The organism is Acinetobacter sp. AS23 (genome assembly GCF_023612055.1).
Lineage (GTDB): Bacteria > Pseudomonadota > Gammaproteobacteria > Pseudomonadales > Moraxellaceae > Acinetobacter > Acinetobacter oleivorans.
This window is the reverse complement of record NZ_CP082274.1, coordinates 3,087,115-3,106,850: the sequence shown is the minus strand read 5'-3', so window position 1 is coordinate 3,106,850 and position 19,736 is coordinate 3,087,115. Positions and strand designations below refer to the sequence as shown.

The following is a 19,736-nucleotide window of genomic DNA, read 5'->3' as shown; positions in this document are numbered from 1 at the left end:
AGTTCCTTGTTTTGAGTCCAATTGCTGTGAACAAAACTTCTTTGCTTGTAGATCAGTTATATAGAAGTCACCAAAGCTGGCTTCACCAATGGTTGAGACAAAAATTAGGTAATACTGATCAGGCCGCAGATCTGGTTCAGGACACATTTATTAAACTGCTACAAACGCGTGACGAGCTATTCGGCATTAAGGAACCGCGTGCATATTTAACCTCGATTGCTAAAAACCTGCTCATTGACCAAGTGCGCCGTAAACGCATTGAACAAGCTTATTTAGATGGCTTGAGTCAAATGGAATATATGCTTGACGCAGTGGCTTCACCCGAAGAGCAAATGCAAATTATTCAAGCAATTAACCAGCTTTGCAAAGCACTCGAAGGGGTTTCTGAAAAAGCACAGCAAGCTTTTATTTTGCATTACCTCGAAGGTTATACCCATAAAGAAATTGCAGAGCGTTTAAATGTGTCGACCAAAATGATTCAAAAATATTTGGCGAGCTGTTTAATTCAGTGCTACCAAAACCGACAAGACATGGACGCTTGCATTTAAATGGCTATGGACAAAAGCAAACATCACCAACTGGTTGAAGAAGCCGCACATTGGATTGTTCAACTGAGCTCGGATGATGAACGCTCACGAAAAACCGCCAATCAAAAATTTGAACAGTGGAAAAAAACCAGTGAGCAACACCGCCAAGTGGCTGCCGATATTGAACAGTGTATCGGTTCAATTCAAAAACTTTCCCAAACCAGCGGACATAAAAAAGTCACTAAAGTTGCCCTTAAAGCTGGCCTAAACTCAGGCAAAGCCTATAAACATTTACGAGCAGGAACAGCGTTTGCCGTTGTGTTTGTTGCCATGAGTGGGGCGTTATTTTATTTAACTGACACCACTGTGGCCTATGTTACGGCTGATATTCAAGGGCAATCGGGGCAGTGGACTACGCAAACCTTACCAGATGGTTCACGTTTAATTTTACGTGGTAAAAGCGCAGTCAATCTTGATTTTAAAACCAACCAGCGAGTAGTTGAGCTGGTGCAGGGGCAAATTTATGTCGATGTTGCCAAAGATAAGACCAGACCGTTTTTGGTCAAAACCAGTCATGGTCAAATTCAGGCACTCGGCACAGCTTTTAGTGTCAGTTATGACGCTTCGGCAACAGAACTCAACATGTTGCACTCAAAGGTAAAAGTAGAAGCCACGCAAGTTAAAACCACCCAATTGCATGCAACTCGTCAGGCGATTGTTGAAGCAGGGCAAGCCATTAAAATGGACAAAAATGGCGTACAAAAACTGCCTGCAATAAATGTTTATAACGAACAACAAAAATGGCAAAAGCATCAGCTTATGGTAGAAAACCTGCCATTAAATCAAGTGCTACAAGAGCTAGACCGCAACTACAAAGGCAAAATTATTTTTAATGATGCGGCACTGCAACATGTGCGGGTCAATGCGGTATTGCCTTTAGACCAAACCACAGAGTCGCTTAAGCTTTTAGCTACGGTTTTTCCTGACCTGAAAATTAAGCAAATCACGCCGTTTGTGGTTATGGTTTCTTTAAAATAATAAAAAATTAAATTTATTTTCGATTTTAGGTTCCACTTTTTTGAAAGTCGTTCGTCATAGTAAGTAGAAGCAATAAATATGGATCATTTTAATTTGTTGTATTGAATGATTCTTATTAAGATTTACTGGGGCGGGGCAAATGAAAAAAGCGGGAACGGGGCAAAAGCGGAATCGATCGATTTTTCGATTTTCAACACTGGCGTTTGCCATACATGCTGTGTCGATGGGTGGGCTTGTTGTGCTTCCTATGCAGCAGGCCTATGCAGAAACAGCCGGAGTGAAAAGCTATAACATTCCTGCGGGTCGCCTTGCTAACGTACTCAACCAGTTTGCCGAACAATCGGGTACTTCAATTGCAATGGATGCCCAGCAACTCCAAGGGTTACATAGCCTAGGCTTAAAAGGCAGCTTTGCCGTCGAGCAAGGTTTTGAGCAGCTTTTAAAATCAACCGAATTTAATGCTGTAAAGGTTGGGCATGGCTACACACTCAGCAAAAAATCTACACCACGGGTAAGTTCATCTAAGGTTCAGGCCGCTAGCCTGCCGCCAAGTAGTGCCGTAATTGAAGAAGATGCATCGGTACGACTTACGCCAATTGTGGTGTACGGCAAAGAAGACCGTGACACAGAAGGCTATAACAAAGTTTATGACGCAAACCGTTCCTCGGTCTATGCGGGCAAAGACTATGTTGAGCGATTTAAAGGAACCAACCCAGCCGATGTTTTACAAGGTATGGTGGGAGTCTATAGCGGCGATGCCCGCAACAGTGGCGCACTCGACCCAAGTGTACGTGGTGTGCAGGGTGTTGGTCGTGTGCCTTTAACCATTGATGGCACTGAACAGTCAATTGCCGTATGGCGTGGTTACAACGGGGTAAACAACCGAAACTATATCGACCCCAATCTCATTGCGGGCATTGAAGTCATTAAAGGCCCATCTTTAGAGCGCAATACCACAACTTCTGTTGGCGGCGGTGTAGTGGTTAAAACGCTAGAGGCCGATGACATTGTTCGTCCGGGTAAGTCTTTCGGTGCTGAGTTAAAAGTAGAAGGCTCAACCAACTCAATTGATCCGTCTTTGCCAGACATGAGTAAAGTAGGCCAAAACTACGATAACACAACGCCTTGGATCGACATGAACGGGGCCAAATATGACCCCGATATTTATAAAAAGAACCGGACCAGAAGTGATAACTCTCATTTTTCGGGCGATGACTTAGCGGGCCGACTGGCAATTGCCACCAAGCAAGATAAATTCGATTTACTGGCTGTCTATGCAGTACGTGAGCGCGGCAATTATTTTTCGGGTACACATGGCGCGGGCTACTATAAACGAGCGACGCCAGACAGCAGCCTCGATTTTATTCCTTACTTTGCTTATGCCTATCAACCGGGCGATGAAGTTCCCAACACTTCAAGTCATATGGAGTCATGGTTATTAAAAGGAACCTATCGCCCAACCGATCACCAGACTCTTAAACTGACTTACCGAGATACCAAAAATATTTTTGGTGAAATTATGCCGTCCCGTATTGTTTGGGGCATTACGCCTGACTTGGGTGTTCCGCAGTGGCCTTTAAGCAATATTCACTCTAAAGCCTATAGCCTCGAATATAAGTTTAAGCCTGAGAATAATCGCTGGATTGATTTCTATGCCAACATTTGGCAAACCGACACCGAAAGCCAGACATACACACGTGGTGGGTGGCCAACCACAATCGATTTTCGAGATAACACCATTATTAACACGGCGATAAGCCATTCTGACAATACGCGTAAAGGTATTACGGTCAGTAATAAAACCCGTTTGTTAGACCAGCTTGATTTGACACTCGGTGGAAGTTTCTTAAAAGAAAAACTAACGTCTGACGATATATATGGCGAATTTGGCCCAAGTTATTCGCTCTATCAGGCGCTGCCACGAGCAGGGCGCCGTGAGGAAAAAACGTTCGACTTTAACTTTAATTATAGACCGCTGTCTTGGTTAAGTTTTGATGCGGGCATGCGTTATCGTTCGTATTGGGCTATTGATGACTTTTTAAATAAGTCTTTGCAGAGCGAGATTGACCCGAGTTTAAATCCGCTGTTTACCAAAAAAAGTAGGCTCAAAGAATATACCTTTGAATATCAGACCATGCCTGAGAGTTACACTTCGACTCAGCAGCGTTTAATCAATGTTTTAAAACAGCGCTATGCCACAAAAAATCCTGATTGGGATGGGCAGCTCGACACTGTACCTGCATCAGAGAGCACGTTGTATAACATGATCTGGTCACAGAAAAATACGTTGAGCTGGAAAGCAGATGCGAATGGGCAATTGTCGCTTGTCGATAATCCTTTAAACCAGCTCAATGCCTCTGACCAAAAGTACGTCGTGACTGGCGGTAACTTTATGTCGGTGGTAGACCAAGTTCCGGTTGAGTCTGCCGACAAAGTTAAAGATAGCGGCTGGGCACCACAGTTAGGCGCCTCAATTCATCTCACGCCAAACAGCAGAATCTATGCACGCTATGCAGAGGAATATCGCTTACCAAGTTTGTTTGAAAGCACTGTCGGTTTTTCTGCGATGTTGCCATATCAAGCAATCAAACCTGAACACGCTTTTAACTACGAAGTGGGTTATGTCTATGACATGCGTGATTGGTTCAGCACAGCGCGCAATGCCGACATTAAGCTCGCCTATTACTACAACAAAACCAAAAATGTGATTGAGCGTGACCAAAACCTTATTTTTACCAATATGGATGAGCAAAAGCTGTCAGGTCTTGAGCTACAAAGCCGTTTTGATAATGGCGGTTTCTTCACAGACTTGAGCGTGGCCTATAACTTAAAAAATGAAGTGTGTGACACCAATAGTGCCATTAACAAAATGATTTTAGGCGGTACGGTTCAAACCGAGCAGGGCCTTGAGTTCCGTGAATCGTATCAGCGTTGTGTCGATGATGGTTTCCCAAATGGCTACTTAGTAACAATGGCTACACCTGAACTGAGTTTCCACGGTTTGCTTGGCGCACGCTTGTTCGATGAAAAGTTAGAGCTCGGTGCACGCGCAACATTCTATAAAGCTTATGAAAGCCCGCTACGAAAAAACAATGATGCTAGCGTCAATAAAGGCTATTACCTCAATGTGCCTTTGGCTTGGGATGACACGTGGATTTTTGATGCTTATGCGCGTTATCAGGTCGATGACTACAACACGGTTGAGTTTGTCGGCAGTAATCTTTCTAACCAGTTTTATATCGATCCTTTAACTCGTAGTGCCATGGCCGCACCCGGCCGAACGATGAAAATTAGTTGGACCACTAAATTTTAAACAGAATTTGATTCCCTCTACACATACATAAAAGGGGAGTCAGGTAACGGTAAATAATAAGATTGAATGATTATTATTTACAGAAAAACGAGTAGGTTTGCAGCTGGGCCTACTCAATAAACTAAAAATAGCGAAATCGTTATTTTAAATTAAACAATAACTTAGTTTTAAAAAAGATGGAGTAACAACAAATGAAAATCTCTCAATTGTTCTTGGGTCTCGTTGCTTGTTCAACTGCATTTGCTTATGCAGGAATTGATGGTATTTCGAGTAATGAAAGTAACATCAAAATCGGTGCTGCTGCCAATGCAAGCCATCCGGGTGGTGTAGCAGCGGTGTCGGTTCAAGCTGCGGGTGCACCATATAACGCTTTTACAGGTTTTAGTTCGTTAAAAGGTTTGGCTCAGGCTTTTGCTGCTCAGGGAACGAGTAATACCAATGTAACGGTTGGCAGCAAAACCTTTAATATTTCGCATATTCCAGTGTCTGCAATGCCACCTTCACACAGTGCATTAGGTAATTTTAACTTTGGTCAGGTGGGCACACAGGAAGTCTATTTTGGTGAATGGTGGAAAGCGGGCGACACGCCAGCAAGCGCGAGCCATACCGTTTACTACGCGGGTGATAACACCAATACCACGGTTCCAACCGCGGGTACTGCAACTTATACCGTTGCAGGGATTAATGGTTCTGGAAGCAATCTATTAAGTGGTACGTTCACGGCAAATTATGGCGCGGGTACACTTGAAGGAACGCTTACCGGAACAGGTACGGCTGTTTCATCATTAAGCCTAGATGGTGTGGCATTTAACCCGGGCACTGCTGCGTTTGCAGGTTTGGCAACGGCTAACGGTACGGCTGGTGTCGACAACTCTGGTGTAGTGCAAGGTCAATTCTTTGGTGCAAATGCTTCTGCTTTAGCAGGTATTGCCCAGTTTGATAACGTGTCTTACAACACTGCATTTGGCGGTGCTAAAAATTAATGAATGCAAAAGGAATCTACATACGTAGGTTCCTTTTGTTTTTTGGCTTTTGCTTGGTTGCTTCAGGTTTATTGTTTTATGAAACGAACGCTTTTGTGCTGTCTGACATTGTTGAGTTGTCCATTTTTATATGCCGACGAAGACACACAGCTTCGTCTCAATCAAAGCTTGGACCAAACACTTTTACAAGAACAGCGCCAGTTTCACGAGCAAGGAACCATTCGTAGTACCGAGCAATTACCTAAACTTCAAATTAATGGACAAGAATACAGTGTTGAGCAAAACCCGAATGATCTTGCCAAGGCATTATATTTGGCTGTCATGCAAAAACAGTGGCTCAAAGCCACGGTTTATTTAGAACATTATAAGAAATATGTTGGCTACGATCGGGCTTTAACCGACTTTGCCGAAGGGGCAGTTGCACGTTCTCAGGGGCAACTGAAATTGGCTGAACAAAAATTTCAAAGCAGCCTAAAACAACAACCTCATAATTTAATTTGTGAACTTGAGTTAGCGCGCGTGCTGTTTGAACAACAGAAGAATAAGGAAGCAGCACGCCTTTTTATTTCCATTCAAGACCAACTGAAACAAAGTGACCCTGCTGTAATCCCGTCTGGGGTTTTAACAACAGTGAATACCTTTGTTCAGGCATTAAAAAAACGAGACTCTTGGCAAGGCTCGGTTTCAGCTGGCTATACCTATGTTAGTAATTTAAATAGTTCTTCTGAACAGAGCAAAACATGGACGCTTTATGGCAAAGATAGTAACGGTAATATTATCCCAATTGAGCAAGTTACCCGTGGAACGCCTAAAGCCGAATCAGCAACGGGGTTAGATTATGAAGCCAGTCTGATTAAACGCTATGCGATTAAGGGGCATCATGGCGTGGCTTTACGTGCGCTGGCGTTTGGGCAGTCCTATAACGACCACGCGGCATTTAATGAATCTACCATTAACATTAATGCAGGCTACAGCTACTTTGACTTAAAAAATCAAATTGGGGTGAGTCCGCTATTTGAACATAAACGTTATGGCAATGATGGTCTTTACAATGCATGGGGTGCGCGTGCCGAGTGGATGCATTTTATCTCGGCAGATAAAGCCTTCAAGCTTGAGGCTGAGAGTAAAGATTTAAATTATCAGAAATATAAAACCTTAGATGGGGTAGAAAGCTCAGCTTTTGCTACTTTCTGGAAGATTTTTCCAGACCAGTGGACTTTTTTTGGTGGTCTAGATGTGCTCGACCATTCGACCCAAGAAAAATATATGGCTGCCTACCAACAGCAAGGTGTGCGATTGGGCTTAAGCAAGTCTTGGAGCACAGGATTTAACACCACTTTATTGAGTTCTTACCGTTGGCGCCAGTTTGATAAATATGCAGAAACTTTCTTAGCACGCCGTCATGATTTTGAACAGAACTATACTTTTGTTGTGCAAATGCCGCGCTTTGAGTTTTATGGCATGACGCCTAATTTAACCTATCGCTATAACCAAAATAAAAGCAATGTCGATTGGCTGTATTCCTACGATAAACACAACATTAGTCTCAAGCTTGAGCATCGTTTTTAGGGAATAAGTCATGAAATCAAAATCATTATTCCCTACACATAAGCCGATGGTTATGTTGCCTTTACCACAAGGGCCGAAGCATTTTTATAAGTGCTTAACCGTAGTCGTGGTGATTGGTCTGCATGTGTTTGTTGTCTGGATGCTGAGTCATTTAATAGAGCCTTATACTTTTCAAGCATCGCCAAAAGTAGATGCATTAAAAGTAAGTTTTGTGTCATTGGCACCTGCTAAAAAGCCATCGGTTGAAAAGACTGAAAGCCAACCTGAAAAAAGTGTAACGCCTCAATCTGCGTTAAACAGTTCGGTATCTTCAGTACCTGAAAAATCAAAAAACTCGCCTACAAATGTTCAAACATTAGTGTCAAAAACTGCCTCTGAAGAGGTCGTGCAAAATAATTTAAATGACAAACAGCAAGCACAACCAAAAACGACTTTAAACAATTTAGCTTCGTCTCAAGCAGCGCAGCCTACAGAAAGGCGAGCGGCTCACAACGATAAAAAACTGAGTTCGACAGACCTTGAACAAACGCAATCTGAGCATTTGCCACAAAACATCAATAGCGAAACCAAAAGTGGCGGCGTCAAAACACCCGCAACGCAACAAGAGTATTCCAAAGCACCGAGCACTCAAGTTGAACACGATGATGTTGTTCAGGTGAGTAGCGTGGATGTGCTGAGTTTTGGCGGGCTTGACTATGATGACCGCGAGTTAAAACAACAAAATCGTTTGGTTGAGCTTCGGATTCGCATTAATGAAAAAGGGCAGCCGATTGACATCCAATTACGTCAAAGCTCAGGCATTCAAAGCCTTGATGAACGGGTCATGCAAGCTACACGTAAATCCAGATTTAAACCCCACAAAATTAACGGTCGAGCCGTGACCATTGTTGTGGATTTTCCAGTCCAACTCAAACTCAATCGGGGCCGTTAACCGATGATCGATATCCACTTTGCAGGAGAAAGATGATGAACTCATCTACAGACCGAATCATTAGCAACAGTTTGTCTTTACGTTTGAAACAAGAAACTGCTGCTGAACACGAACGTATGCATCAATTAATGTCAGAGGCAAAGGTATTTTCAAGTAAAGAAAAATATGCGCAATTTACTTTGTCTCAATATTACTTTCAGCGTGAAATTGAACATCTTTTTGAAAAAGAGGGTGTGGCAGGACTGATTCCGGACCTCGACATTCGTGGCCGCTCAAAACAAGCACTTGCCGATTTAAATGATTTAGGTATTCAACCTAACGGGCAGCAATTACAGAGTGAAAACGTACAGCTACCCGAGGCGTTAGGCTGGATTTATGTGTCTGAGGGTTCAACTTTAGGGGCTGCATTTTTATTTAAAGAAGCTCAAAAGCATTTGGGTTTTTCTGAAACGTTTGCTGCGCGTAATTTAGCGGCCTATCCCGAAGGGCGCGCTAAAGTCTGGAAACGTTTTGTACAAGCACTTGATGAAACAGGCTTTGACCAAACCCAGCAAGACCGAGTTGTTCAAGGGGCGTTAGATGCCTTTGGATATTTTGGTCAAGCGCTTGATCAGCTTGATGAATTGAAATAATAAAAAGTGGATAAAGGGAATACCCGATATGGATAAACTCAATCAAGTAAATGTGATCGTAAAACATGAGCAGTCGTTAGCACCCGCTCAACCAGTCAGTAAGCTTGCCCGTTCTGTTTGGGCGCGTTGGGTGTTTATTGGTTTGGCTTGGTTGTGTATTGCGCTTGGCATATTGGGTATTTTTATTCCGGGTTTACCCACCGTTGATTTTATAATTTTGGCTGTGTTCTTTGCGGCTCGAGGCTCTGAAAAACTTCATCAATGGTTTCGAAATCATCGTTATATCGGTCCACTCATTCGCGAGTGGCAAGAACATCGGCGTATTCCTAAAAAAGCAAAATACATCTCGACAGTGAGTATGAGTTTGGCTGCGGGACTGATGATTTGGACTATTCCACATCCCTGGTTTGTCTATCCGGCAATTTTATGTATGGCAGGGGTATTGGTGTGGATGTGGCTTAAAAAATGAAAGAATTATGATTGGCACTGTTGCATAGTACGCTTCATGGTTTTTACAAAATCACGCGGTACTTCAGGGCTTTGTAAACTTAAACTGCCAAGTTTATGCATGAGTTTAGGAGAGTATTGACGTTCTAAACGATGATAAATACATGTACAACTTGCACGGCTATGACCTGCTGCCATACATTTTAAATAGAAATCACGTTGAGCATTATTTTTTTGACCCGCGAAGGCAATAGATGCAAATAATAATCCACCTAGAAAAACTGAAAAATTATAAAGTGACATATATCTACTCTTGGTTGTTGTTTTTCATTATCCATATCTTGGCATAACTTTTTCAGGTTCAAAACCAATTGATATCAACTTGCGGCTTCATCATAGTTATAACAGTTTTAGAGGTCAAATTGATTTGAAGTTGAGAACCGTTTATTGTTTCAAAAACACTCAATTTTAATTGTTGCCATTTTAAAGACAGTGTTGCGACATTACACACCCTATTTTTTTACATCATTTTTTGTTTTCATAAACACTTTAGTATTACTTATTTTTTAAATCATTTATATACAACTTACTTGTTTTAAAACTCTAATTTAACAGGATATTTTATATGGCAGATACCCCAATTCAAAAAGAGACAGAAAGTACCTGGGCAATATGTCGAGATCCTGTTTTGTTGACTATGGTGGGTGGGGCAATTGATACCATAGGTTTTATTGCGCTGTTTGGTTTTTTTACCGCGCATGTTACGGGAAACTTAGTATTGGCAGGTGCTGCATGGGTTAAAGGCGGCGCTGGCATATGGATTAAGCTTGCTGCTATTCCGCTATTTATTTTGACAGTTGTGATCACCAAACTGTTAATTGACCGTAGTCAGGTTAAGCACAAAACCCTGTCTTATTTATTTTTATTTGAAGCTATTTTTCTATGTGCCTTTATGGTTGCAGGACTTTACTTTGAACCATTTAAAAATCCGGATGCATTAACAGTTGCAGTAACAGGCGGGTTGGGTTTAATTGCTTTGGCTATTCGTAATACGTCCAGCAAAACCCTCATTAAAAATATTAGCCCAAGTACCATGATGACAGGCAACACCACTCAGCTTGGTATTGATATAGCCAACTTGCTTAAAAACAATAATGCAGCAAATCGGGCAAGTTTTCTAAAAAGTGCCAGTATTGTGATTGGGTTTGTAATTGGTGCTTTCTTGGGAGCGATACTCTATGTTTATTTTGACTTCTGGAGTGTAGCGCCATTTATCTTACCTATTTTGTATTTCTCTTATTTAGCTTCACAGCAAAAGTTTAACCAAGCTTGATTAGAAAAAATAATAAATTAGCCTGAATTAAAATGAGTTCAGGCTTTTTTTCGCAATAAAGGAAAATGGAAGCTGAGCCGAAATTGTTCGTTCACTGCTTTACAGGCATAATGACCAGATGGGGAATACATTCGATTAAGGAATGCACAATGACAAAGTCTTATCATTATTCAATCATAACAATAATGGCTTTGCTCAGTGGCTGTCAGGTCATTAATTTAAAAGAAAGTAATTTAAGCAATGCTTTAAAAAGTAAGAATGAAAGTATTCTGACCGACGGCACCTTGAGTCATCAAACTCAAAACTTGCTGTATTTAGTTAAAAAAGACGAAAAATCTTGTCTGCAAAATTTTGATGATTGTTTAATTAAAATTCAAAGCTTGTCTGAAAATAGCAGCCGAGAAGAACGTTATGCTGCGCTCAGTGAAATTTATTTGGCAAAAGCTTTAGACGTCGGACGTAATAGCCAATGTAATGTCATTAATAAAAGTAGTAGTTGCATTGAGCAAGAGTTAGCGCTGTTTGATAAAAGCTTGCGCTATAGTTATGTCTATTTATTTGACTCTGAAGAATCACCGTTTGATCGTGTATTTGACCATCGGCAAAATCAGGTGCGTATTTTTTATAACGTGGCTTTGTCGAAGCTCATGACCACGTATTTTAATCATTTAAATACGCATCGTTTTCCACCGCTGCTTAAAGCAGATGGGCATGAGTACCACGTCAATTTTGACCATGCCGTAGATGTACAAAAAATTGAAGTCGATACTTTTCGCTCTAGCTATAACATGAACTTTTCTGGCTTTAATACGGTTAACCGTAAGGATGGTTTAGGAGCAGAGTTTATTGTTGGGCGTAAAGAAAATGATGTAAATCAAGGCTTCATTTTAGACCCCGATACTTTTTACGCTCACCAGAATAATCCGAACATACATTTACCGCGCTTTTTTCCAGTCACTGCGATTGCTTACCCAAAACAAAAAGCCACAGCAGATCAGGTCATTGCTGGAGCAGATTTAGAAATTGCCATGTTTGATCCATATCGACAAGACCGCGTAAAGGTTGAAGGTGTGGACTATCCGCTCACTGCAAACTATTCGGCGCCTTATGGGCTTTGGTTGTCAAAATATAATTTAGGTGCAGCAGGTTATTGGTCTTTAATTAATAAAGAAAACAATTTGATCATGCCGCATTTATATATGCTGGAACCTTTTAACCCGAATAAAAAAATCATTGTATTTATTCATGGCTTGGCAAGTAGCCCAGAGGCGTGGGTGAGTCTAACCAATGACATTATGGGCGATGCCGAATTAAGGAATAACTATCAAGTCTGGCAGGTGTTTTATTCAACCAATATGCCGATTTTTGAAAGTCGTTTTCAGATTTATTCTTTGCTGAACCAGGCTTTTCAAAATGTGGCTAAAGACAGTTACGCTGCACATGATGCAGTGTTGGTCGGGCATAGTATGGGCGGAGTGATTAGCCGCCTTTTGGTAAGTGATGCTGATGTTTCAGATTTAGCCATGCAAAAAATGAATGAAGCGCAGTTAAATCGTTTAAAAGAAAATCCTGTGGTGCTAGAGCGTTTTCAATTCAAAGCTTTGCCTTATTTTAAGCGGGTTGTTTTTGTTTCGGCACCGCATCATGGCACAGACTACGCTGACCGATGGTTTACCCAAATTGCCCGCCGTGTTATTCGTTTGCCAGCTGATTTCTTTATTGCGGTCGAAATGAGAGATGAGAAAAATACAAAACTCAGAAAAGGTTTAATTGAAAATGGGGCGAGTAATTTAAGTCGTTCTTCTAGCTTTATGCAGCTTACGCAAGCTATTCAGCCATCGTCCAATGTGGTCTATCACTCGATTATGGGGAACATAAATGGGACGACTGATAAGTTAAAAAGCAGCGATGGAATTGTGCCGTATCAAAGTTCACATTTAGGTGGTGAACAGTCGGAACTCATTATTAAGGGCGGGCATTCGATTCAGACTACCCCAGAAGCGATTTTAGAATTACGCCGTATTTTACGGTTGCATTTAAAGCAGTCACAGCCTTTAAAATAGAATTTTTTGATTTAGAAAACCACTGCTGAAATGACTCAACAGTGGTTGAAATGATTAATTAAGCTGATTTTGTTTGAGCGATTTTTTATGCTCAAAATAGCTGATTGAAAAAATAATCAAGCCGACCAAATACAACACTACAGACAGAAGTAATAAATCTAATCCTGCTGCATAGAGCAACCAAAGTGCATAAATGGAAGCAACACTTGCAATGGCAATATGCGGTGTGCGTTTATGGCGAATGGATTCTTTAAGATAAAAAGCCGACACCAGAAAATAAGGCAGCAAAATCATCACTGATGAAATTAATAAAAGCTGGGTGTAGTTTTTATTGAAAAAATACACCGCAATCAAAGCACCTTGTACGACAATGGTGGTTAGCCAAAGTGATGAAATGGGTACATTGTTTTGATTATTCTTTAAAAATAATTTCGGGAATGCACCATTCTTTGCAGCCAAATATGGAATTTCAGTGGCGAATAACGTCCAGCTTAAATAAGACGAAGAAACTGAAATAATAAGCCCGATAGTAATAACGATTGTGCCAGGTAAACCGATCAGTTGCTGCAAAATGGTTGCCATTGATGGGTTGTGCATGCCAGCAAGGGCCTCACGACTCACCACGCCATAAGCTAATACGGTGACCATGACGTAAAAACTTAAGGCCAGTAACACACCTAAAATGGTCGCTTTACCAATGTCATGACGTTTTTTCGCACGCGATGATAAAACCACAGCACCTTCAATACCGGTAAATACCCAAAGGGTAATGAGCATCAGGTCTTTTACTTGCTGCCAAAGCGGAACTTTTAAAGAGAAGTCATTTAAGTTGAGTTTGAACAAATCAAACTTAAAGGCAATAAATGTGAAAAAGATAAAGACTACCATTGGAATGATTTTGGCAATGGTTGCCAGTAAATTCACAATCGCAGCTTCTTTAATGCCTCGACTCACTAACCAGTGCACCAGCCATACAAAAATGCTTGAGCCAATCAGAGAGTAGAGCGTATTGCCTTCACCAAAAATAATATGGTCTTTGCTATCGGTAAACATGCCGACGCCTGAAAAGGCAATCACTACATAGCCGACAATACCAATGGTGGTACACAACCAATAACCCCACGCCGAGCAAAACCCAATCAGGTCTCCAAAACCTTCCCGCGCATAGTTATAAATACCGCCGTCTAGATCTGGTCGTTGACGCGTTAAATGTAATAGCGTGAGGGCCAAGAAAATAATGCCGACCCCAGTAATGAGCCATGCAACAAGAAGGGCAGAGCCGTTAGCGACTTGAGCCATATTTTGGGGTAGGCTAAATACGCCTGACCCCACCATAGAACTAAAGACCAGCGCTGTAAGAGACAATAGTCCAATTTTGGCAGCAGACATGGTATTTATTCTTTAAAAAATTGAGAAAGTTCAGCAATGTGTTCTGGCCCGATACCACAGCAACCGCCGACTAGACTTGCACCTGCTTTCTGCCATTGTTTAGCAAAACCAAGATAAGCTGGAGCGTCTAAGTCTTTACGAATTTCATCCAGACCATCGTTGGCAGTAGCGCTTTCATCTTGCGGTGGGAAAGCGTTGGCATAAGCACCAATTTGTACAGACTCTGGAATGAGACCTTTAATTTCATTAATTGCTTGCAAGATCACTTCAGGTTGGCAGCAGTTAAACAACACTGCTTTGGCATTTGATTGTTTGATGAAATCAGCCACTTGTTGCATGTTTTCGCCAGAACGAAGTAGCGCTTGTTCTTGTTTAATTTCATCTTGCAGCGTAAACGATACCCAATAGTCTTTACCATCTTTTGGTAATAGCGCATGAACTGTTTCGACTTCTTTTAAGCACGATTGAGTTTCAGCGAGCCAAAAATCAACCTCGGGTGCCAAGGTGTTAATGATTGGCTCAGCAAGGCTTTTAGCTTGTTCAGGTTGGAACAAGTCTGCACGATAAGAGCCAAATAACGGCGGTAAGCAGCCTGCGATTTTGACATTTTTACCGCTTTCTTTAACTGCATTTTTTGCTTGTTCGATAGCAACTTGAATTAAACGCACGCCGTCAGTTTCAAAGCGTTCTTGTCCAATATGAAAGGGCACAACAGCGTAGTTATTAGTTGTAATAACTTCTGAACCTGCGTTAATAAAATCGAGATGTACTTCTTTTACTGTTTCTGGTGCTTCAATGAGTGCAAGTGCAGACCACTCTGGTTGACGAAACGGAGCGCCACGACGGGCCAATTCACGGCCTAAACCGCCATCTAAAATCTTCATAAATTACAACATAAAGGGAGAAAAAATATTTGATTAATCTAGCGTGTAGATGAGCCGTGTACAATCGCGAATATGCTCGATATATTTCTAAATAAATTAGATTGTTATGAATATTTTTTCTTAAAAGGATTTCTGTAGATGATGTTCAGTTTTACTGATGAACTTCATGTGAAAAAGAACACGTATTTAATTGAAAATATAGAATAAAAAATAATCTTACAACGCGCCAAATTGTTGCCAGCTTTCGCCTGTGTGCTGAGTTTGATAATAGGCTTGAAGTTGTTCAAGCTGTGTAAAATGTATGCCTGACCAAAACAATAAACTGATGAATAATAAAAGCTTACATAAGCTGCGAGTCTTGTTCTGAGAAATAAAAGCAAGCACAGCAAAAAACAGCGCAGGTAAGAATATAAAGAACTGAATAGGCGAGAAAAATAAATGAGCAGTACTGAAATATAACGCCGCTACACTCATCAGCACATTTAAAACAGAACATATTTTTTGATATTTACCGAGCTTAAATGTATAAGCCGTTATGGTAAGTAACACGGCTGAGCTGACATAAATGGCTGTACCGCCAATCATCCACATATAAAAACCGCTTACCAAAAGATAGGCCAGTAGCAAAACAAGCACGAGCTTAAAACAAAATGACAAGAGGCGAGATGATGAGTTTAAAGGCGTCATGGCAAGTCTAAATATCTCAACTGAGGTCTTAAAAAACAAAAGGACGAATCGAAATTCATCCTTTTGATATTTTAGTTATACATCGTCAAACTTAGTTTGCTTTTGCAACTGGGGCAGCAGTAGTTTCATCGTTTGCAGCTTTGAACGGAGATGTATAGTTCAAGCCAAGCGTAGAACTTGTGTACTGACGAACTTTGTCGAGTAACACAGGGTCTTTGCTCAAGTCTTGCTTATAAGACACCACAATTTCATGAAGCTTCTGATTCCACTTACCTTCAGTTTGCTCTGGGAAAGCTTTTTCAAGCAAGTTAAGCATGATGTATGGAGAAGTCGAAGCACCCGGAGACGCACCTAACAATGCAGTTACAGCACCATCTTTAGACGCAAAGATTTCTGTACCGAATTGAAGCGTTGCAGGTTTACCTGGTTCTTTTTTGATGATCTGAACACGTTGACCACCTTGGCTTAAACGCCAGTCTTCAGCTTTCGCATCTGGGTAGTATTTACGAAGTTCATTTAAACGATCTTCATCTGACATCATGACTTGGCTCACCAAGTATTTAACAAGATCAAGGTTTTCCAAGCCAACAGTGGTCATTGGTAAAACGTTGTTTTTGTTAGTTGATGCAAGTAAATCAAGCTGAGAACCATTTTTCAGGAACTTGTTTGAATATGTTGCAAATGGTCCAAACAATACATATTTTTTACCGTCGATATAACGTGTATCAATATGTGGTACAGACATTGGAGGCGCACCAAGTTCAGCACGGCCATAAACTTTTGCTGTGTGTTGAGCAGTAATTGCTGGGTTATCAGTAATTAAGAACTCACCACCAACAGGGAAGCCAGCATATTGTTTAGCTTCTGGTAAACCTGTCAGTTGCAATAATTTAACTGCTGCACCACCTGCACCGATAAATACAAAACGTGTTTTAACGTGATCTACTTTACCAGTTTTCAAATTTTTGAAAGACACAGTCCAAGTTTTGTCATCATTTTGGCTGATGCCAGTCACTTCAGTTGAAGTCTGTAATTTGAAATTCGGGTTTTGATCTAAACGATTCACTAATTGTTTAGTGATAGAACCATAGTTTACGTCAGAGCCAACATCCATACGAGTTGCTGCAACTTTTTGACTAGGGTCACGATCGTTCATGACTAAAGGTGCCCATTGTTTAATCACAGCTGGGTCTTCAGTAAATTTCATGCCTTTGAACAACGGGCTTTGAATCATTGCAGCATAACGTTTTTCTAAGAATTGAACGTTATCGCCCCAAACGAAAGCAATGTGCGGAACTGGGTTAATGAATGATTTAGGTTCAGCTAAAACACCTTGTTTTACCTGATATGACCAGAACTGTTTTGCTACTTCAAATTGAGAAGCAACTTTTTCAGCTTTGGCAATTTCCATCTTACCGTTTTTCTCTTCGGTATAGTTCATTTCCATAAAGCCAGAGTGGCCTGTTCCGGCATTGTTAAAGCCGTTTGAACTTTCTTGAGCAACTTGGTCAAGACGTTCGTACATACGAATTTGCCAGTTTGGTTCAAGCTCAGTGAAATAAGTACCAAGAGTAGCACTCATGATGCCGCCGCCAACAAGAACAGCATCAACTACTGGCTCATCTTTTGCAGTTTCAACTTGTTTTGACGTTGTAGGTCTAAACAAGAACGCAATACCTGCAATTAAAATAAGAATGATTAATACCAGAAGGTATTTCAAAAACTTTTTCATGTAAGGGGGACCTTAAAATAAGTTATTTGAGTCACTTAAGGAGTGAGGAAACCTAGACAGCGTATCCAGACAAAATGGATATAAATGCGAAACTGAATTCTCAAAATTAGAGAACTTCGAAAAAAATAAAAAATACTTGGGATTATCGCAAACACTCTATATTTTAGACTAATTTTGCATTGACAAGACAATTTTTATAATAAATGGGGTTCATCAAAATCATAAATATGATTTATATTTAATCAAATTGAGCTTTTATAAGATAGTTTAAGCTAATTGTTTTGTTTTAAGTATTTGAAATTAAAATAATAATATTAATTTGGTTAAAGTTGGACCATTTGAAGAATATTTGCCTATAAAAATAGATTAATTTTTATTTCATGACATATTTATGTAAATAAGCTCCTTACACATGCTTATTTTCTGTCATACATAGTTCTTATTAATATTGGCTCAATGAATATGAAATTAAGGGCATATCTCTACATAAGAAATATGCCCTTTAAGGTTTTATGATGCTACATAGAACGGTGCAGTTGAACGTGGTAATGCTTCACGTCCACGAATCTGGTCTGCAATTTTCTCGGCAATCATAATGGTGGTTGCATTTAAGTTACCGGTAATAATCAGCGGCATAATTGAGGCATCAACTACGCGCAAACCATTCATACCATGTACGCGGCCTTGACCATCTACGACAGCCATTTCGTCTTCACCCATCTTACAGCTACAAGATGGATGGTAAGCGGTTTCTGCATGGTTACGAACAAAGTCATCAAGCTCTGCATCAGTTTGCAAATGTTTGCCCGGGCTAATTTCTTCACCGCGATATGGATCAAGTGCAGGTTGCTGCATGATTTCACGTGTAATACGAATCGCATCACGGAACTCACGCCAGTCTTGTTCAGTCGACATGTAGTTAAACAAGATACTTGGATGCTCAAACGGATCTTTTGATTTCAGTCTAATACGGCCACGTGAAGGTGAGCGCATTGAACCTACGTGTGCTTGGAAACCATGCTCTTTCACTGCATTACTGCCGTTGTAGTTAATAGCAACTGGCAAGAAATGGTACTGAATGTTTGGCCATTTGAACTCGTCCGAACTACGGATAAATCCACCTGCTTCAAACTGGTTACTTGCGCCAATACCTGTACCGTTAAATAACCACTCGGCACCAATCGCAGGTTGGTTATACCATTTCAAGGCAGGGTATAAAGAAACGGGTTGCTTACATTTATACTGTAAGTACATTTCCAAATGATCTTGCAGGTTTTCACCTACACCCGGTAAATCATGAACGACATCAATGTCCATTGATTTTAAGAAATTGCTTTCGCCAACACCCGAGCGCTGTAAAATTTGTGGTGAAGCAATTGCACCTGCACACAGTAACACTTCTCGTTTAACCAAGGCGCGTTGCAAGTTGTTTTGATCAGCGCCAATAATGTATTCAACACCAATTGCTTGCTTTTGATTAAACAAGATTTTATTGGTCGTGGCATGAGTCAAAATAGTCAGGTTTGGACGACCTTTTGCCATATCCAAATAACCACGTGCGGTACTTGAGCGGCGACCTTTTGGGGTAACTGTACGGTCCATTGGACCAAAGCCTTCTTGTTGGTAACCATTTAAGTCGTCAGTACGTGGGTAACCTGCTTGTACACCAGCTTCAACCATGGCATGGAACAAGACATTGTTGCCATTTTTAGGCGTAGCTACTGATACAGGGCCATTGCCGCCATGATAGTCATTTTCACCAATGTCACGGGTTTCGGCTTTTTTGTAGTAAGGCAAACAGTCGGCATAAGACCAGTTTTCAAGGCCTTTATGAGTTGCCCATTGCTCTAAATCCATTGCGTTACCGCGGATATAGCACATGCCATTAATTAAAGATGAGCCACCTAAACCTTTACCACGACCACATTCCATACGACGGTTATTCATGTGCGGTTCAGGGTCGGTTAAATAAGCCCAGTTATAGCGACGACCTTGAAGAGGGTAGGCCAAAGCTGCTGGCATTTGTGTACGGAAATCCAAGCGATAATCCGGGCCACCCGCTTCTAAGAGTAAAACGGTAGTATCTTTGTCTTCGGTTAGACGCGCAGCAAGTACATTTCCGGCAGATCCTGCGCCAATAATAATGTAATCATATTCTTTAATATTCATAACTATCCTTTTTTTACTAACAGTTTGCCTGAGCAATCT

16 protein-coding genes are annotated in these 19,736 nt (G+C 41.0%); 10 read left to right on the top strand and 6 right to left on the bottom strand.

Going from position 1 to position 19,736, the window contains the following annotated elements; genetic code table 11:
* The first annotated feature begins 26 nt into the window (after positions 1-26).
* The 8 genes from K6I41_RS14690 to K6I41_RS14655 all read left to right on the top strand — a co-directional run bounded on the left by K6I41_RS14690 (position 27) and on the right by K6I41_RS14655 (position 9,462).
* The gene (locus K6I41_RS14690) at positions 27-548 is read left to right on the top strand and encodes a sigma-70 family RNA polymerase sigma factor (RefSeq protein WP_080779811.1); all 522 of its coding nucleotides are present in this window, start codon (positions 27-29) and stop codon (positions 546-548) included.
* Positions 549-1,565 (top strand): FecR family protein, encoded by a 1,017-nt coding sequence (locus tag K6I41_RS14685; RefSeq protein WP_250374682.1) that lies wholly within the window; start codon positions 549-551, stop codon positions 1,563-1,565. It abuts the gene before it with no gap.
* A gap of 139 nt (positions 1,566-1,704) precedes the next feature.
* Positions 1,705-4,878, top strand: a complete 3,174-nt coding sequence (gene hphR / locus K6I41_RS14680; RefSeq protein ID WP_284453893.1) for a hemophilin receptor HphR — start codon at positions 1,705-1,707, stop codon at positions 4,876-4,878.
* 191 nt (positions 4,879-5,069) lie between these two features.
* Entirely contained in the window at positions 5,070-5,861 is a 792-nt protein-coding gene (gene hphA / locus K6I41_RS14675) for a hemophilin HphA (RefSeq protein ID WP_002041986.1), read from the top strand.
* A gap of 78 nt (positions 5,862-5,939) precedes the next feature.
* Positions 5,940-7,430 (top strand): hemophilin secretion modulator, encoded by a 1,491-nt coding sequence (gene hsmA, locus K6I41_RS14670; RefSeq protein ID WP_502800616.1) that lies wholly within the window; start codon positions 5,940-5,942, stop codon positions 7,428-7,430.
* Positions 7,431-7,440: 10 nt separating this feature from the next.
* Positions 7,441-8,361 carry an energy transducer TonB gene (locus tag K6I41_RS14665; protein WP_250374681.1) on the top strand — a complete coding sequence of 307 codons (921 nt, stop codon included), beginning with the start codon at positions 7,441-7,443 and terminating at the stop codon, positions 8,359-8,361.
* 32 nt (positions 8,362-8,393) lie between these two features.
* Entirely contained in the window at positions 8,394-8,993 is a 600-nt protein-coding gene (locus K6I41_RS14660) for a biliverdin-producing heme oxygenase (RefSeq protein ID WP_250374680.1), read from the top strand.
* Positions 8,994-9,021: 28 nt separating this feature from the next.
* A complete protein-coding gene (locus K6I41_RS14655) occupies positions 9,022-9,462 on the top strand; it encodes a YbaN family protein (protein WP_191010951.1) in 441 nt (146 codons plus the stop codon).
* Between the two features lie 5 nt (positions 9,463-9,467).
* Here K6I41_RS14655 and K6I41_RS14650 read toward each other — a convergent pair whose 3' ends face one another.
* Positions 9,468-9,743, bottom strand: coding sequence for a hypothetical protein (locus K6I41_RS14650; protein ID WP_013198670.1), 276 nt, complete (start codon positions 9,741-9,743; stop codon positions 9,468-9,470).
* Between the two features lie 322 nt (positions 9,744-10,065).
* Between K6I41_RS14650 and K6I41_RS14645 the strand changes: the two genes are divergently transcribed.
* Both K6I41_RS14645 and K6I41_RS14640 read left to right on the top strand, forming a co-directional pair.
* Positions 10,066-10,773, top strand: coding sequence for a YoaK family protein (locus tag K6I41_RS14645; RefSeq protein WP_151987128.1), 708 nt, complete (start codon positions 10,066-10,068; stop codon positions 10,771-10,773).
* A 149-nt stretch (positions 10,774-10,922) separates the two neighbouring features.
* Complete coding sequence (locus K6I41_RS14640) at positions 10,923-12,836, top strand: esterase/lipase family protein (protein ID WP_250374679.1); 1,914 nt, start codon at positions 10,923-10,925, stop codon at positions 12,834-12,836.
* 54 nt (positions 12,837-12,890) lie between these two features.
* Here the strand turns inward: K6I41_RS14640 and K6I41_RS14635 are convergent, their stop codons facing one another.
* The 5 genes from K6I41_RS14635 to betA form a co-directional block, all read right to left on the bottom strand.
* Entirely contained in the window at positions 12,891-14,225 is a 1,335-nt protein-coding gene (locus K6I41_RS14635) for a basic amino acid/polyamine antiporter (protein ID WP_107881073.1), read from the bottom strand.
* A 5-nt stretch (positions 14,226-14,230) separates the two neighbouring features.
* A complete protein-coding gene (locus tag K6I41_RS14630; RefSeq protein WP_199945217.1) occupies positions 14,231-15,109 on the bottom strand; it encodes a homocysteine S-methyltransferase family protein in 879 nt (292 codons plus the stop codon).
* Between the two features lie 216 nt (positions 15,110-15,325).
* A complete protein-coding gene (locus K6I41_RS14625) occupies positions 15,326-15,796 on the bottom strand; it encodes a hypothetical protein (RefSeq protein WP_250374678.1) in 471 nt (156 codons plus the stop codon).
* Positions 15,797-15,887: 91 nt separating this feature from the next.
* The gene (gene mqo, locus K6I41_RS14620; RefSeq protein ID WP_250374677.1) at positions 15,888-17,528 is read right to left on the bottom strand and encodes a malate dehydrogenase (quinone); all 1,641 of its coding nucleotides are present in this window, start codon (positions 17,526-17,528) and stop codon (positions 15,888-15,890) included.
* Positions 17,529-18,038: 510 nt separating this feature from the next.
* Entirely contained in the window at positions 18,039-19,697 is a 1,659-nt protein-coding gene (gene betA / locus K6I41_RS14615) for a choline dehydrogenase (protein ID WP_199945223.1), read from the bottom strand.
* Positions 19,698-19,736 lie beyond the last annotated feature (39 nt).

Excerpts from the sequence above, each read along its gene's own strand:
- K6I41_RS14685 (WP_250374682.1), top strand. The coding sequence starts at position 549 with ATGGCTATGGACAAAAGCAAACATCACCAACTGGTTGAAGAAGCCGCA.
- hphR (WP_284453893.1), top strand. The coding sequence starts at position 1,705 with ATGAAAAAAGCGGGAACGGGGCAAAAGCGGAATCGATCGATTTTTCGA.
- hphA (WP_002041986.1), top strand. The coding sequence starts at position 5,070 with ATGAAAATCTCTCAATTGTTCTTGGGTCTCGTTGCTTGTTCAACTGCA.
- hsmA (WP_502800616.1), top strand. The coding sequence starts at position 5,940 with ATGAAACGAACGCTTTTGTGCTGTCTGACATTGTTGAGTTGTCCATTT.
- K6I41_RS14665 (WP_250374681.1), top strand. The coding sequence starts at position 7,441 with ATGAAATCAAAATCATTATTCCCTACACATAAGCCGATGGTTATGTTG.
- K6I41_RS14660 (WP_250374680.1), top strand. The coding sequence starts at position 8,394 with ATGATGAACTCATCTACAGACCGAATCATTAGCAACAGTTTGTCTTTA.
- K6I41_RS14655 (WP_191010951.1), top strand. The coding sequence starts at position 9,022 with ATGGATAAACTCAATCAAGTAAATGTGATCGTAAAACATGAGCAGTCG.
- K6I41_RS14650 (WP_013198670.1), bottom strand. The coding sequence starts at position 9,743 with ATGTCACTTTATAATTTTTCAGTTTTTCTAGGTGGATTATTATTTGCA.
- K6I41_RS14645 (WP_151987128.1), top strand. The coding sequence starts at position 10,066 with ATGGCAGATACCCCAATTCAAAAAGAGACAGAAAGTACCTGGGCAATA.
- K6I41_RS14640 (WP_250374679.1), top strand. The coding sequence starts at position 10,923 with ATGACAAAGTCTTATCATTATTCAATCATAACAATAATGGCTTTGCTC.
- K6I41_RS14635 (WP_107881073.1), bottom strand. The coding sequence starts at position 14,225 with ATGTCTGCTGCCAAAATTGGACTATTGTCTCTTACAGCGCTGGTCTTT.
- K6I41_RS14630 (WP_199945217.1), bottom strand. The coding sequence starts at position 15,109 with ATGAAGATTTTAGATGGCGGTTTAGGCCGTGAATTGGCCCGTCGTGGC.
- K6I41_RS14625 (WP_250374678.1), bottom strand. The coding sequence starts at position 15,796 with ATGACGCCTTTAAACTCATCATCTCGCCTCTTGTCATTTTGTTTTAAG.
- mqo (WP_250374677.1), bottom strand. The coding sequence starts at position 17,528 with ATGAAAAAGTTTTTGAAATACCTTCTGGTATTAATCATTCTTATTTTA.
- betA (WP_199945223.1), bottom strand. The coding sequence starts at position 19,697 with ATGAATATTAAAGAATATGATTACATTATTATTGGCGCAGGATCTGCC.